The sequence below is a fragment of the Pseudomonas sp. RtIB026 genome (assembly GCF_016861355.2).
GTDB classification, from domain to species: Bacteria; Pseudomonadota; Gammaproteobacteria; order Pseudomonadales; family Pseudomonadaceae; genus Aquipseudomonas; species Aquipseudomonas peradeniyensis.
This window is the reverse complement of the sequence record NZ_AP023348.2, coordinates 1436013-1450332: the sequence shown is the minus strand read 5'-3', so window position 1 is coordinate 1450332 and position 14320 is coordinate 1436013. Positions and strand designations below refer to the sequence as shown.

The following is a 14320-nucleotide window of genomic DNA, read 5'->3' as shown; positions in this document are numbered from 1 at the left end:
AAGATTTCAAGCCTTTTCGTTGATCGAAGGCTGCGGGGCGCTCGGCGCCTTGCTGACCACCACCATGGCAGGGCGCAGCAGACGGCCGTTAAGCTGATAGCCCTTCTGGAACACTTTGAGCACGCTATTGGGCTCCACGTCGGCACTCTCCTGCATGGCCATCGCCTGATGGTGCTCGGCGTTGAATGGCTGGCCGTGCGGATCGATGGCCTCGAGGCTGTAGCGCTTGAGGGTGTCCTGGAACATCTTCAGGGTCAGCTCGATACCTTCGCGCATCGGCTTGATGGTTTCGTCGTCGGCGCTGGACAGCTCCAGGCCACGCTCCAGGCTGTCGATGATCGGCAGCAGGTCGCCGGCGAACTTCTCCAGGGCGAACTTGTGGGCCTTCTCGACATCCTGTTCGGCACGGCGGCGGATGTTCTGCAGGTCGGCGGCAGCGCGCAGGGACTGGTCCTTGGCGGCGGCCAGCTGCTCCTCGAGCTCCAGTACGCGGGCATCGGCATTCGCGGCGCCTGCTTCTTCGGAATTCAGGTTCTTCTCATCCAGCTGTTCGTCAGCCATTGGGTTTCTCCTCCACGATTTCTGTCGTGCGAGCCAGGCTCGCCATGTCTTGCCGGCTATATGGGGTCGGAAAAACCAGGTTCAAGGGGGAAGGTGCTTTTCCACATTCGTCGACCGGCTATTGGCAGACTCGCGAAAAGCACTGTATAAATATCCAGACACGACCCTTCGGGAGCCGCCCCATGCTGGTGCACCTGTCCATTCACAACTACGCCATCGTCGAACACCTCGACCTCGAGGTCGCCCGTGGCATGTCCGTCATCACCGGCGAGACCGGGGCCGGCAAGTCGATCATGCTCGACGCCCTCGGCCTGGCCCTGGGCGATCGCGCCGATAGCGGCGTGGTGCGCCCGGGCACCGACAAGGCCGACATCCTTGCTACCTTCGACCTGGTCGACATCCCCGAGGCGCACGCCTGGCTAGCCGAGCGCGACCTGGATAGCGACGGCCCGTGCATCCTGCGCCGGGTGATCACCGCCGAGGGCCGCAGCCGTGGCTACATCAACGGCACCCCCTGCCCACTGGGCGACCTCAAGGCCCTGGGCGAGCTGCTGATCGACATCCACAGCCAGCACGAACACCAGTCGCTGTTGAAGACCGACACCCACCGCCGCCTGGTGGACGAGTACGCCGGCGCCAGCGACCTGGCCCGCCAGGTCCAGCTGGCCGCCAAGCGCTGGAACCAGACGCGCCAGGAACTGGAGCGCCTGAGCAATTCCGGCGATGAGCAACGGGCGCGTCATCAGTTGCTCAGCTATCAGCTGGAAGAACTCGACAACCTCGGCCTTGGCGAGAACGAACTGGAACAGCTGGAGCAGGAGCACAAGAACCTGACCAACGCCGAGGCGCTGTTCGGCATCTGCCGCCAGGTCATCGACCAGTGCAGCGAAAGCGACTCGGGCAACGTGCTGAGCGCCCTGACCGTCAGCCTCAACCGGCTCACCGCGGTCGTCAACGGCCCCAAGGCACTGGGCGAGGCGGTCAACCTGATCGCCAGCGCGCAGATCCAGGTGGAGGAAGCCGTCGGCGAGCTCAACCGGTTCCTCGACAACTTCGACGCCGACCCGATGCGCCTGCAGGCTCTGGAAGAGCGCCTGGATACTATCTATACCCTCGCCCGCAAGCACCGCGTACACCCCACCGAGCTGCCGAACCTGCAGCAGCGCCTGATGGTGGAGCTGGAAGGGCTAAACGCCAGCGACGAGTCGATCGAGCGCCTGGGCGAGGAGCTGGCCGCCTACGCCCAGCACTATAAAGAGAAGGCCGGCGAGCTGAGCGCGCTGCGCCAGCAGGCCGCCAAGCAGCTGGCCACCGCCGTCGAGCAGGAAATCCAGCGCCTGGGCATGCCCGGCGGGCGTTTCTGCATCGAGCTCACGCCCTTCGACAACGGCGACCTCTCGCCCCATGGCCTGGAGCAGATCGAACTACTGGTCAGCGCCAACCCCGGCCAGCCACTCAAGGGCCTGGCCAAGGTCGCCTCGGGCGGCGAGCTGTCGCGTATCAGCCTGGCGATCCAGGTGATCACCGCGCAGACCTCGCGTATTCCCACCCTGGTATTCGACGAAGTGGACGTGGGGATCGGCGGCCCGACCGCGGAAATCGTCGGCCAACTGCTGCGTCGTCTCGGCGAGCGCGGCCAGGTACTGACCGTGACCCACCTGCCCCAGGTGGCCGCGCAGGGCCATCACCACCTGTTCGTGCACAAGGTGCGCAACAGCGACACCACGCACACCGCCGTGGCCAGCCTGGGCAAGCGCGAGCGGGTCGAGGAAGTGGCGCGGATGCTGGGCGGGATCGACCTGACCAAGGAATCGCTGGCCCATGCGCGCAAGATGGTGGTGAGCAGCAAGGCCTGAGCCTGCGCCCCCCTGTAGGAGCGGCCTTGTGCCGCGAAAGGGCTGCGTAGCGGCCCCCTGTAGGAGCGGCCTTGGCCGCGAAAGGGCTGCGTAGCGGCCCCTGCGATTCTAAGTCATGCAGAGATCCCGGGGCCGCTGCGCGCCCCTTTCCGGCCGGTCCGACGCCTCGGCAAGGCCGCTCCTACAAGGGGATTCGCATTACAGCCCTGAAAGCACAAAGGCGACCCGGAGGTCGCCTTTGTCATCAATAACGATCTGAATCGTTACTTCTTTTTACGCACATACAGAACCAGATTGTGATCCACCAGCTCGAAGCCATGTTCGGCAACGATCTCCTTCTGGCGTTTCTCGATTTCGGCATCGAAGAATTCAATGACTTCACCGCTGTCCACGTTGACCATGTGATCGTGGTGCTTGCCATCCGCCAGCTCGAACACCGCGTGGCCGCCATCAAAGTTGTGGCGCTCCACCAGGCCCGCCGCTTCGAATTGGGTCAGTACGCGGTACACGGTCGCCAGGCCGACATCCTCGCCAGCTTCCATCAGCGCCTTGTAGACATCCTCGGCACTCATGTGACGTTGCTCGGCCGAGTCGAGCATCTGAAGAATCTTGACTCGAGGCAGGGTTACCTTGAGGCCCGCTTTGCGCAATTCGCTATTTTCAACCATGGTCAGCTTTCTCGCCGATGCTGCTTCGCAGCTTCTCTTAATACGGGTATGATCGGGGTTTACGTTGTCCAGCCAAGATAGTGGAAGTCGCCCACCGATGCAAAACACCAAGCTCTTGCTAACCAGCCTCACCCTAGTGGGACTGCTCGCACTCGCCGGTTGCTCGTTTCCCGGGGTTTACAAAATCGACATCCAGCAGGGCAATGTCGTCACGCAGGATATGATAGACCAATTGCGCCCGGGAATGACCCGCCGACAAGTAAGGTTTATCATGGGCAACCCGCTGCTGCAGGACACTTTCCACACCAACCGCTGGGACTACCTGTACAGCCTGCAGCCCGGCGGCGGCCAGCGCCAGCAAGAGCGCATGAGCATCTTCTTCAACGAGAACGACCAACTGGTCAACCTCTCCGGCGACTTCATGCCGGGCGTCAGCCGCGACCAGGAAATCCTCGGCGGCAGCGGCGACACCACGGTCAGCCCGGACAAACAGCCGAGCCAGCCCGAGAAGCCGGCCAAGCCAGGCTCGCTGGAAGACACGCTGCAGAAAGAAATCGACAACATCGAGACCACCCCGGTCCCGACGCCAGCACCGCTGGAAACCTCGCCGCAGTAATTGCGCCGACACTAAAAAGCCCGGACCCAGTCCGGGCTTTTTATTGCGCTGTCGAAAAGCCCTTGGATCAGGCCATCAGCACTACTCAGCCATTAAGCTGCTTGGCACGCTGGCAAAACGCATCAACCATGGTATTGGCCGCCTGATTGAACAGCGGCCCCAGGGTCGCCCGCACCAGGGCGCCGGCGTAGTCGAACGACAGGTCGAGGCTGATCTTGCAGGCCTTCTCGCCCAGCGGCTTGAACACCCACAGGCCATGCAGCTGGGTAAACGGCCCATCTTCCAGGTTCATTTCGATCGACTGCCCCGGCACCAGCACATTGCGCGTGGTGAACTGCTGGCTCATGCCGCCCTTGGCCACTTCCAGCTTGGCGCGCATGTGCGTGTCGCTGGCCTCGAGCACGGTGGAAGCCGAGCACCAGGGCAAGAACTCCGGGTAGCTGGCCACATCGTTGACCAGGTCGTAGAGCGCCTGGGCAGGGAACGGCAGCAGGGCGGAGCGTTGAATATGGGTAGTCATCCAGGCGTCACTTCCAATCTGGGCGGCGGCGCGTCGCAGCGCCTCGAATACGGTTCTGCACAGCAGAACGAGGCCTGTATTGTCCGGGATTCACACAACTGGCTCAAGCACACCTAAACCCCGTAGCCGAGGACGCGGACTCTCCCTATAATGCGGCCCCTATGGCTAAGCAAAAGAAACATCCGACCGGGACCATCGCGCAGAACAAGAAGGCGCGACACGATTACTTCATCGAACACAAGTTCGAGGCCGGGCTGGTCCTGTCCGGCTGGGAAGTAAAGAGCCTGCGGGCCGGCAAGGCGCACCTGACCGACAGCTACGTGCTGCTCAAGGATGGCGAAGCCTGGCTGTTCGGCAGCCACATCACACCGCTGAACACCGCCAGCACCCACGTCATCGCCGACCCGATCCGCACCCGCAAGCTGCTGCTGAACAAGCGCGAGCTGGAGCGCCTGGAAGCGGCCGTGGCGCAGAAGGGCTACACCTGCGTGGCGATGTCGCTGTACTGGAGCAAGCACCTGATCAAGTGCGAGATCGCGCTCGGCAAGGGCAAGAAGGAGTTCGACAAGCGCGACACCGTGCGCGAGCGCGACTCCAACCGCGAGCTGCAGCGCACGATGCGCAACAAGGGCAAGGAAGAGTAACTCCTACCCTGCTTGGTCACTGTAGGAGCGGCCTCGTGCCGCGAAAGGGCTGCGAAGCAGCCCCCTACAACCTGTATGACGCATAGATTCTGAGGCCGCTGCGCGCCCTTTTCGCGGCACAAGGCCGCTCCTACAACGACCGTGCATGCCGCCTCTCAGCGCCCGCTGCGCCGCTCCGCCCGCGCCACCCGCTGGGCCTCCTGCTGCGCCTCTTGCAGCACCTCCTGCACATACAGGATGTGCCGGCTAGACACCTCCCGCGCATCGTCCGCCCGCCCCTCGACAATCGCCAGGTACAACTCGCGATGCTGACTGATCAGCATGTCGCGGGTCTCCGTGCGCTGCTGGTACATGCCGCCGATGTTGGTCACCACGTTGCGCTTGAGCAGGTCGAACAAGCCGCGGATGGTATGCAGCAGCACGGCGTTGTGACTGGCTTCGGCAATGGCCAGGTGAAAACGCGCATCGGCCGCGCCTTCCTGCGCCCGATCCACCTCACCGACACGGTTGTAGCAGTCCTGCAGCGCGTCGAATGCCATCTTCAAGCGCTCGCGATCAGGCTCGGTGGCGCGCTGGGCCGCGTAGTAGGCGCATGACGCCTCCAACGTATGACGGAACTCCAGCAGGTCGCGCTGGGCCTCCGGATTGCGCTCCAGCAGCTGCAACAGCGGATCGCTGAAGGTGGAGCCCAGGCCTTCGGCCACGTAGTTGCCGCCGCCCTGGCGACTGACCAGCAGCCCCTTGGCCACCAGCTTCTGGATCGCCTCGCGCAGCGACGGACGGGACACGCCGAACTGCTCGGCCAGAACGCGTTCGGCCGGCAGGCGCTGACCCGAAGTGAGGGTACCTTCGAGAATCATCCCTTCCAACCGATCGACGATGTCGTCGGACAGGCGCCGCTGGCGGACCTGATCAAAAACCATTGCTTGCTCTCCACGTGCCCCGGCACCGATTTCGGGGGCGCTTATTCTGCGCTTATCCGCAGCGTGGTGACAGATGTTCCACCACGCGAGGGCCACCTTGCGGCCCGTTCGCGGCACGAGGCCGCTCCTACACAGGCCAAAACAGCCGCAGAAAACCCGAATGCATAGTCGCTCCGACAACACTCACCCAAACAGCCGCTCATCGGAGCTCGACCAAAGTTTTGTGTAGGACAAATTGACACACCCCTAATCAGGCTCTTAACCTAGCGCCCAGCCATTGTAAATTGGTCTTACCAATTATCCAATGCCAGTGCCTTGACCAACAACAATTAGGGGCCACCCCATATGCAAACCTGGCAACAACTCTATACCCCGCTTGGTAGCCTCGGCCTGTCCGCGCTGGCGGCGGTCATCCCCATCGTGTTCTTCTTCCTCGCCCTCGCCGTGTTCCGCCTCAAGGGCCACGTCGCCGGCAGCATCACCCTCGCGCTGTCGATACTGGTGGCAATCTTCGCCTTCCAGATGCCTGTCGACATGGCCCTGGCTGCCGCGGGCTATGGCTTCCTCTACGGCCTGTGGCCGATTGCCTGGATCATCGTCGCCGCGGTGTTCCTCTACAAACTCACGGTCAAGAGCGGCCAGTTCGAGGTGATTCGCAGCTCGGTGCTGTCGATCACCGACGACCAGCGCCTGCAAGTGCTGCTGATCGGCTTCTGCTTCGGTGCCTTCCTCGAAGGTGCGGCCGGTTTCGGCGCACCGGTGGCCATCACCGCCGCACTGCTGGTGGGCCTGGGCTTCAACCCGCTGTACGCCGCCGGCCTGTGCCTGATCGCCAACACCGCGCCGGTGGCCTTCGGCGCCCTGGGCATCCCGATCATCGTCGCCGGGCAAGTGACCGGCATCGACGCCTTCCACATCGGCGCCATGACCGGCCGCCAGCTGCCGCTGCTGTCGCTGTTCGTGCCGTTCTGGCTGGTGTTCATGATGGACGGCGTGCGCGGCGTGAAGGAGACCTGGCCTGCCGCCCTGGTTGCCGGCCTGAGTTTCGCCGTCACCCAGTACTTCACCTCCAACTTCATCGGCCCGGAGCTGCCGGACATCACCTCGGCCCTGGCCAGCCTGATCGCCCTGACCCTGTTCCTCAAGGTCTGGCAGCCCAAGCGCTCGTTCGCCGAAGCCAAGGGCAGCGTCGGCGCCGCCGTCGTGCAATCGGGCGGCAGCCAGCCTTCGCCGTACAGCTTCGGCGAGATCTTCAAGGCCTGGTCGCCGTTCCTGATCCTGACCGTGCTGGTCACCATCTGGACCCTGAAACCGTTCAAGGCGGCCTTCGCCCCAGGCGGGGCGATGTACAACTTCGTGTTCAACTTTGCCATCCCGCACCTCGACCAGCTGGTGATCAAGACCGCGCCGATCGTTACCGCGCCGACTGCCATGCCGGCGGTGTTCAAGCTCGACCCGATTTCCGCCACCGGCACGGCGATCTTCCTCTCGGCGCTGATCTCGATGTGGGTGTTGAAGATCAACTTCAAAACTGGTCTGACCACTTTTAAAGAGACCTTCTGGGAACTGCGCTGGCCTATCCTGTCGATCGGCATGGTGCTGGCCTTCGCCTTCGTCACCAACTACTCGGGCATGTCCTCGACCATGGCCCTGGTGCTGGCCGGCACGGGCGCCGCGTTCCCGTTCTTCTCGCCGTTCCTGGGCTGGCTGGGCGTATTCCTGACCGGTTCCGACACCTCGTCCAACGCCCTGTTCAGCTCGCTGCAGGCCACCACCGCGCACCAGATCGGGGTCAGCGACACCCTGCTGGTGGCGGCAAACACCAGCGGCGGCGTGACCGGCAAGATGATCTCGCCACAGTCGATCGCCGTGGCCTGTGCCGCCACCGGGCTGGTGGGCAAGGAATCCGACCTGTTCCGCTTCACCGTCAAGCACAGCCTGTTCTTCGCCACCATCGTCGGCCTGATCACCCTGGTCCAGGCCTACTGGCTCACTGGCATGCTGGTTCATCACTAAAGTGAAAGGGGCCGGGCGCCAGTCAGCGCCCGGCATCTCCTTCAACCCACGCTGCGAGAATCCATGATCATTTCCGCCTCCACCGACTATCGCGCCGCGGCCCAACGCAAGCTGCCCCCCTTCCTCTTCCACTACGCCGACGGCGGTGCCTACGCCGAGCACACCCTGCGCCACAACGTCTCGGACCTGGCCAGCATCGCCCTGCGTCAACGCGTGCTGAAGAACATGTCGGACCTGAGCCTTGAGACCCGGCTGTTCGACGAGACCCTGAGCATGCCCGTGGCCCTGGCCCCGGTCGGCCTCACCGGCATGTACGCCCGTCGCGGCGAAGTGCAGGCGGCCCGTGCGGCGGCGGCCCATGGCATCCCGTTCACCATGTCCACCGTATCGGTGTGCCCGATCGAGGAAGTGGCCCCGGCCATCGACCGACCAATGTGGTTCCAGCTGTATGTCCTCAAAGACCGCGGCTTCATGCGCAACGCCCTGGAGCGCGCAAAAGCGGCTGGCGTGAAGACCCTGGTGTTCACCGTCGACATGCCGGTACCCGGCGCCCGCTACCGCGATGCCCACTCCGGCATGAGCGGCCCGAAGGCGCCGCTGCGCCGCGTGTGGCAGGCCATGACCCACCCGCAGTGGGCGCTGGATGTCGGCCTGCTCGGGCGCCCGCACGATCTTGGCAACATCTCCAAGTACCGTGGCAACCCCACGGGCCTGGCCGACTACATCGGCTGGCTGGGCAACAACTTCGATCCGTCCATCTCCTGGAAAGACCTGGAGTGGATCCGCGAATTCTGGGACGGCCCGATGATCATCAAGGGCATCCTCGACGCAGACGATGCCCGCGACGCGGTCAAGTTCGGCGCCGATGGCATCGTCGTCTCCAACCACGGCGGCCGCCAGCTCGACGGCGTGCTGTCCAGTGCCCGCGCCCTGCCGGCGATCGCCGACGCGGTGAAGGGCGACATCAAGATCCTCGCCGACTCCGGTATCCGCAGCGGCCTCGACGTAGTGCGCATGGTCGCCCTGGGCGCCGACACCGTGCTGATCGGCCGCGCCTTCCTTTATGCCCTGGCCACCCATGGCGAAGCGGGCGTGAAGAACCTGCTGGAGTTGTTCGAGAAAGAAATGCGCGTGGCCATGGTGCTGACCGGCGCCAAGTCCATCAGCGAGATCACCCGCGACTCGCTGGTCCGCGAACTGGGCGCCTGAGCCCGCCCGCCAACGCCTGATTGCCCGGGGCACGCCGCGCACAAGACGCCGCGGCCCCGCGAGGAGACTGCATGAGCCTGCCCGCCGCGTTCCTGCGTGATGCCGAGCGCCTGATCCCCGCCGAACGCCGCTTCGACGACCCGACCTCGACCCTGGCCTTCGGTACCGATGCCAGTTTCTACCGGCTGATTCCCAAGCTGGTGGTGCGGGTGGAGTCCGAGGACGAAGTGGTCGCGTTGCTGAAACTGGCCCAGCGCGAACGCGTGCCGGTGACCTTCCGCGCCGCCGGCACCAGCCTGTCGGGCCAGGCCATCAGCGACTCGGTACTGATCGTGCTCGGCGACAACTGGAATGGCCGGGAGATTCGCCGCCAGGGCGAGCAGATCCGCCTGCAACCCGGCGTGATCGGCGCCCAGGCCAATGCCTGGCTGGCCCCTTACGGGCGCAAGATCGGCCCCGACCCGGCCTCGATCAACGCCTGCAAGATCGGCGGCATCGTCGCCAACAACGCCAGCGGCATGTGCTGCGGCACCGCGCAGAACACCTACCACACCCTCGCCGGCCTGCGCCTGGTGCTGGCCGACGGCACCCGCCTGGATAGCGAGGACCCGGCCAGCGTCGCCGCGTTCGAGCAAAGCCACACCGGCCTGCTGGACGAACTGGCCCGCCTTGGCCGCGAGACCCGCGCCAACCTTGAGCTGGCCGACCGCATCCGGCACAAGTACCGACTGAAGAACACGACCGGGCTGTCGCTCAACGCACTGGTGGATTACGACCAGCCGCTCGACATCCTGCAGCATCTATTGGTCGGCTCCGAAGGCACCCTCGGTTTTATCAGCGCCGTCACCTACGACACCGTGCCCGACCATCCGCACAAGGCCAGCGCGCTGCTGGTGTTCCCGAGCGTCGAAAGCTGCTGCCGGGCGGTGACCCTGCTCAAGCCGCAACCGGTGTCCGCCGTGGAGCTGCTCGACCGCCGCAGCCTGCGCTCGGTGCAAGATATGCCCGGCATGCCGGCCTGGGTGAAGGGCCTGTCGGCCAATGCCTGCGCCCTGTTGATCGAGTCCCGTGCCGCCAGCCGGAGCCTGCTGCACGAACAGCTCGACCAGGTGATGGCGGCCATCGCCGAGTTCCCGCTGGAGCAGCAGGTCGCCTTCAGCGAAGACCCGGCGGTGTACAACCAGCTGTGGAAGATCCGCAAGGACACCTTCCCCGCCGTCGGCGCCGTGCGCCAGACCGGCACCACGGTGATCATCGAAGACGTCACCTTCCCCATCGAGCAACTGGCCGAGGGCGTCAACCGCCTGATCCAGCTGTTCGACAAGCACCACTACGACGAAGCGATCATTTTCGGCCACGCCCTGGAAGGCAACCTGCACTTCGTCTTCACCCAAGGCTTCAACAGTGCCGAGGAAGTGGCGCGCTACCAGGCGTTCATGGATGACGTGGCACAACTGGTGGCGGTGGAGTTCGGCGGCTCGCTCAAGGCCGAGCACGGCACCGGGCGCAACATGGCGCCGTTCGTCGAGCTGGAATGGGGCAAGGACGCCTACCAGTTGATGTGGCAGCTCAAGCGCCTGCTCGACCCCAACGGCATCCTCAATCCCGATGTGGTGCTGAGTGAGGATCCGGACATCCACCTGAAGAACCTCAAGCCGCTGCCGGCCGCCGACGAGATCGTCGACAAGTGCATCGAGTGCGGCTTTTGCGAGCCGGTGTGCCCGTCGAAAGGGCTGACCTTGAGCCCACGCCAGCGCATCGTCATGTGGCGCGATATCCAGGCGAAGCAACGCGCCGGCGTCGACACCCGCGAACTGCTGCGCACCTACCAGTACCAGGGCATCGACACCTGCGCCGCCACGGGCCTGTGCGCCCAGCGCTGCCCGGTGGGCATCAACACCGGCGAACTGGTGAAAAAGTTGCGCGGCCAGGCGGCCGAGCACGGCAAGGCCGCCGACTGGCTGGCCGAGCATTTCCACGCCACCCTGCGCGGCGCCCGCTTCACCCTGGCCGCCGCCAATGGCGCGCGCAGGCTGCTCGGCGCGCCACGCATGAGCCGCCTCAGCGCCAGCCTCAGCAGGGCCAGTAAAGGCCGCCTGCCGCAATGGACTCCCGCCATGCCGCAGTCGCTGCGCGCCATCGACTTCCCCACGCCAAGCCACGATGCCCGACCACGGGTCGTCTACCTGGCCGCCTGCGTGTCGCGGGTGATGGGCCCGGCCTACGCCGACCGCGAACAGAGCTCGCTGCTGGACAAGACCCGCGCCCTGCTGGAGAAGGCCGGCTACCAGGTGGTGTTCCCGGACAACGCCGACAGCCTGTGCTGCGGCCAGCCGTTCGCCTCCAAGGGCTACCCCGAGCAGGCCGAGCACAAGCGCCAGGAGCTGATCACCGCCCTGCTGCACGCCAGCCGCGGCGGCCTCGACCCGATCTACTGCGACACCAGCCCCTGCACCCTGCGCCTGGTGCAGGACCTGGGCGAGTCGCGGCTGGACCTGTACGACCCGGTGCGCTTCATCCGCACCCACTTGGCCGACAGGTTGGAGTTCACCCCCCAGGACGAGCCGGTGGCGGTGCACGTGACCTGCAGCACCCAGCACCTGGGCGAAAGCCAGGCGCTGATCGACCTGGCGCGGCGCTGCAGCAAGCAGGTGGTGATCCCCGAGGGCATCCATTGCTGCGGCTTCGCCGGCGACAAGGGCTTCACCACGCCGGAGCTCAACGCCCACTCCCTGCGTACCCTGAAGGACGCCGTGCAGTATTGCAGCGAAGGAATCTCCACCAGCCGCACCTGCGAAATCGGCCTGTCGAGCCACAGCGGTATCGACTATCACGGCCTGGTGTACCTGGTCGACCGGGTCACCCGCGCGCGCAGCCTCTGAACCGCCGAGCAGCCCCGCTCTCTCCCGTGGGAGCGGGCTAGCCCCGCGCAAAGCCAGCGGCACAACTACGTCCTGCACAAACCCTGCGCACTCAAGTAAACTGGCGGCCTTTTCGCGCAGCCTCGGGCTGCCCCTGTCGATTTACCAAAGGTGCCCGCCATGCCCTGGCTGCAAGTACGCCTGGCCATCAGCCCGGAACAAGCCGAAACCTACGAAGATGCCCTGCTCGAAGTGGGTGCCGTTTCGGTGACCTTCATGGACGCCGAAGACCAGCCGATCTTCGAACCGGACCTCAACACCACCCCGCTGTGGTCGCACACGCACCTGCTGGCGCTGTTCGAGGCCGATGCCGAGCCAGAAGCGGTGTTCGCCCACCTGCGCCTGCTGACCGGCGCCGAGCTGCCCGAACACCAGGCCGAGGTGATCGAGGACCAGGACTGGGAACGCAGCTGGATGGACAACTTCCAGCCCATGCGCTTCGGCCAGCGCCTGTGGATCGTGCCGAGCTGGCACGAAGCCCCGGAAAAGGACGCGGTCAACCTGCTGCTCGACCCGGGCCTGGCGTTCGGCACCGGCACCCACCCGACCACCGCGCTGTGCCTGGAGTGGCTCGACGGCCAACAGCTGCAAGGCACCCAGGTGCTGGACTTCGGCTGCGGCTCGGGCATCCTCGCCATCGCCGCGCTGCTGCTGGGCGCCCGCCACGCGGTCGGCACCGACATCGACGTGCAGGCTATCGAGGCCTCCCGTGACAACGCCCAGCGCAACGGCATCGCCGACGACAAGTTCGACCTGTACCTGCCCGAGCAGATGCCGGCCATGCAGGCCGACGTGCTGGTCGCCAATATCCTGGCCGGCCCGCTGGTCTCGCTGGCGCCGCAGCTGTCCGGCCTGGTGCGCCCCGGTGGCCTGCTGGCGCTGTCGGGCATCCTCGCCGAACAAGGCGAGGAAGTGGCCGCTGCCTATACGGCCGACTTCGACCTGGACCCGATCGTCGTGCGCGACGGCTGGGTACGTATCAGTGGTCGCCGCCGCTAAGCGCGCCTAGACTCATTTCCTGCACAGTTCCCCGGACAGCCGCATGACCGACAGTTTCGTCACCCAGTGCCCGCATTGCCAGACCAGCTTTCGCGTCACCCATCACCAGTTGAGCGTGGCCCGTGGCGTGGTGCGCTGCGGTCATTGCCTGCAGGTGTTCAACGCGGCGAAACAGTTGCTGGAGCAGAACCGCGCTACCACTGGTGAAGGCAGCGCCGAGGCACCGCCCGCCGTGGCGCAGCCGGTCGCACCCGTGGCCCCGGCAGCCGAGCCGGTGGCCGAAACCCCGGCACCGGACGAAGACAACTGGAGCGTCACGGCCGAAGAACTGGACGCCCTCGACCTCGACCAGGAACTGGCGCGCCTCGAGCGGCGCAGTCCGGGTGACCGGCGCGGCGCGACGAAGGGCCTGCTGCAGGCCCGTCGCGACGAGCAGGTCGGCGATGGACACGGCGACGAACTGTTTGGCACGGCCACCGATGATGACCTGGCGCCCACACAGGTGCGCGAGGAAGCGCCGGTACTGGTCGAGCAGGAGCCGCTCGACCTGGAGCCCGCAGCCGACGAACGCACCGAACCAACCCTCGGCAGCGCCGACCTCGAGCTGGACGACGAACCGCCGGTGCGCCACCAGACAGCGGCCGACGACCTCGACGAGCCGTTGGAACGGTTGTCCGCCCACGACGAGCCAGTTCCGGAAAAGGGCCTGTCGGCGCTGGATGACGAGGTCCGCAGCGAGCCGCTTTCGGCCCGCGACGAGGAACCCGACGAACAGTCCGGGCAACGCCTGGAACCCAGCCTGGCGATCAAGCCCGAGCGCACGCGCAAGGAGCCGCTGGTCGACGTGGTCGACGATCCGTTGCAGCTGGATTGGGAAAAGCCCGCGCCGAACTGGGGCAAGCGCCTGCTGTGGGGCTTCCTGACCCTGCTGGCCGCCACCCTGCTGGCATTCCAGTACGTCTGGTTCCACTTCGATGAAATGGCCCGCCAGGACCAGTACCGCCCCTGGTTCCAGCAACTGTGCCCGGTGTTCGGCTGCCAGGTGCCGACCCGCGTGGACATCTCGCGGATCAAGAGCAGCAACCTGGTGGTGCGCAGCCACCCGGACTTCAAGGGCGCGCTGATCGTCGACGCGATCATCTACAACCGCGCCCCCTTCGCCCAACCCTTCCCCTTGCTGGAGCTGCGCTTCGCCGACCTCAACGGCCAGCTGATCGCCAGCCGCCGCTTCAAGCCCAGCGAGTACCTGTCGGGCGAGCTGGCCGGCCGCGGCGAGATGCCCAGCCAGACACCGATCCACATCGCCCTGGACATCCTCGACCCGGGGCCGAAGGCGGTGAACTACAGCCTGAGCTTCCGCTCGCCGGAGTAAACGACAAGCGGCAAG

At 65.4% G+C, this 14320-nt stretch carries 12 protein-coding genes; 8 read left to right on the top strand and 4 right to left on the bottom strand.

What is annotated here, in order from left to right; genetic code table 11:
* Positions 1-6: 6 nt before the first annotated feature.
* Positions 7-561, bottom strand: coding sequence for a nucleotide exchange factor GrpE (gene grpE / locus PRtIB026_RS06545; RefSeq protein ID WP_203648098.1), 555 nt, complete (start codon positions 559-561; stop codon positions 7-9).
* A 182-nt stretch (positions 562-743) separates the two neighbouring features.
* On the opposite strand from grpE, the gene recN reads away from it, so the two are divergent.
* Positions 744-2417: a DNA repair protein RecN gene (gene recN / locus PRtIB026_RS06540; protein WP_203648099.1), complete on the top strand. Its 1674-nt coding sequence runs from the start codon at positions 744-746 to the stop codon at positions 2415-2417.
* Between the two features lie 263 nt (positions 2418-2680).
* Here the strand turns inward: recN and fur are convergent, their stop codons facing one another.
* Entirely contained in the window at positions 2681-3085 is a 405-nt protein-coding gene (gene fur / locus PRtIB026_RS06535; RefSeq protein WP_028691268.1) for a ferric iron uptake transcriptional regulator, read from the bottom strand.
* A gap of 97 nt (positions 3086-3182) precedes the next feature.
* Between fur and PRtIB026_RS06530 the strand changes: the two genes are divergently transcribed.
* Positions 3183-3701: an outer membrane protein assembly factor BamE gene (locus tag PRtIB026_RS06530; protein ID WP_203648100.1), complete on the top strand. Its 519-nt coding sequence runs from the start codon at positions 3183-3185 to the stop codon at positions 3699-3701.
* An 85-nt stretch (positions 3702-3786) separates the two neighbouring features.
* Here the strand turns inward: PRtIB026_RS06530 and PRtIB026_RS06525 are convergent, their stop codons facing one another.
* Complete coding sequence (locus PRtIB026_RS06525) at positions 3787-4221, bottom strand: type II toxin-antitoxin system RatA family toxin (protein WP_203648101.1); 435 nt, start codon at positions 4219-4221, stop codon at positions 3787-3789.
* A gap of 161 nt (positions 4222-4382) precedes the next feature.
* On the opposite strand from PRtIB026_RS06525, the gene smpB reads away from it, so the two are divergent.
* Positions 4383-4865: an SsrA-binding protein SmpB gene (gene smpB / locus PRtIB026_RS06520; protein ID WP_023629355.1), complete on the top strand. Its 483-nt coding sequence runs from the start codon at positions 4383-4385 to the stop codon at positions 4863-4865.
* Positions 4866-5020: 155 nt separating this feature from the next.
* On the opposite strand, the gene PRtIB026_RS06515 is transcribed toward smpB, so the two are convergent.
* The gene (locus PRtIB026_RS06515) at positions 5021-5788 is read right to left on the bottom strand and encodes an FCD domain-containing protein (protein WP_234560869.1); all 768 of its coding nucleotides are present in this window, start codon (positions 5786-5788) and stop codon (positions 5021-5023) included.
* A gap of 345 nt (positions 5789-6133) precedes the next feature.
* Here PRtIB026_RS06515 and PRtIB026_RS06510 point away from each other — a divergent pair, with 345 nt between their 5' ends.
* The 5 genes from PRtIB026_RS06510 (at position 6134) to PRtIB026_RS06490 (ending at position 14305) form a co-directional block, all read left to right on the top strand.
* The gene (locus tag PRtIB026_RS06510) at positions 6134-7804 is read left to right on the top strand and encodes a lactate permease LctP family transporter (RefSeq protein WP_203648102.1); all 1671 of its coding nucleotides are present in this window, start codon (positions 6134-6136) and stop codon (positions 7802-7804) included.
* Between the two features lie 63 nt (positions 7805-7867).
* Positions 7868-9013 carry an FMN-dependent L-lactate dehydrogenase LldD gene (lldD, locus tag PRtIB026_RS06505; protein WP_203648103.1) on the top strand — a complete coding sequence of 382 codons (1146 nt, stop codon included), beginning with the start codon at positions 7868-7870 and terminating at the stop codon, positions 9011-9013.
* Positions 9014-9084: 71 nt separating this feature from the next.
* Positions 9085-11895: an FAD-binding and (Fe-S)-binding domain-containing protein gene (locus tag PRtIB026_RS06500; protein WP_203648104.1), complete on the top strand. Its 2811-nt coding sequence runs from the start codon at positions 9085-9087 to the stop codon at positions 11893-11895.
* 159 nt (positions 11896-12054) lie between these two features.
* Complete coding sequence (gene prmA, locus PRtIB026_RS06495) at positions 12055-12933, top strand: 50S ribosomal protein L11 methyltransferase (protein WP_203648105.1); 879 nt, start codon at positions 12055-12057, stop codon at positions 12931-12933.
* A gap of 43 nt (positions 12934-12976) precedes the next feature.
* Positions 12977-14305 carry a DUF3426 domain-containing protein gene (locus PRtIB026_RS06490; protein WP_203648106.1) on the top strand — a complete coding sequence of 443 codons (1329 nt, stop codon included), beginning with the start codon at positions 12977-12979 and terminating at the stop codon, positions 14303-14305.
* Positions 14306-14320 lie beyond the last annotated feature (15 nt).

What these genes read in the sequence shown, in the direction of transcription:
- grpE (WP_203648098.1), bottom strand. Translation starts at nt 561, where the DNA reads ATGGCTGACGAACAGCTGGATGAGAAGAACCTGAATTCCGAAGAAGCA.
- recN (WP_203648099.1), top strand. Translation starts at nt 744, where the DNA reads ATGCTGGTGCACCTGTCCATTCACAACTACGCCATCGTCGAACACCTC.
- fur (WP_028691268.1), bottom strand. Translation starts at nt 3,085, where the DNA reads ATGGTTGAAAATAGCGAATTGCGCAAAGCGGGCCTCAAGGTAACCCTG.
- PRtIB026_RS06530 (WP_203648100.1), top strand. Translation starts at nt 3,183, where the DNA reads ATGCAAAACACCAAGCTCTTGCTAACCAGCCTCACCCTAGTGGGACTG.
- PRtIB026_RS06525 (WP_203648101.1), bottom strand. Translation starts at nt 4,221, where the DNA reads ATGACTACCCATATTCAACGCTCCGCCCTGCTGCCGTTCCCTGCCCAG.
- smpB (WP_023629355.1), top strand. Translation starts at nt 4,383, where the DNA reads ATGGCTAAGCAAAAGAAACATCCGACCGGGACCATCGCGCAGAACAAG.
- PRtIB026_RS06515 (WP_234560869.1), bottom strand. Translation starts at nt 5,788, where the DNA reads ATGGTTTTTGATCAGGTCCGCCAGCGGCGCCTGTCCGACGACATCGTC.
- PRtIB026_RS06510 (WP_203648102.1), top strand. Translation starts at nt 6,134, where the DNA reads ATGCAAACCTGGCAACAACTCTATACCCCGCTTGGTAGCCTCGGCCTG.
- lldD (WP_203648103.1), top strand. Translation starts at nt 7,868, where the DNA reads ATGATCATTTCCGCCTCCACCGACTATCGCGCCGCGGCCCAACGCAAG.
- PRtIB026_RS06500 (WP_203648104.1), top strand. Translation starts at nt 9,085, where the DNA reads ATGAGCCTGCCCGCCGCGTTCCTGCGTGATGCCGAGCGCCTGATCCCC.
- prmA (WP_203648105.1), top strand. Translation starts at nt 12,055, where the DNA reads ATGCCCTGGCTGCAAGTACGCCTGGCCATCAGCCCGGAACAAGCCGAA.
- PRtIB026_RS06490 (WP_203648106.1), top strand. Translation starts at nt 12,977, where the DNA reads ATGACCGACAGTTTCGTCACCCAGTGCCCGCATTGCCAGACCAGCTTT.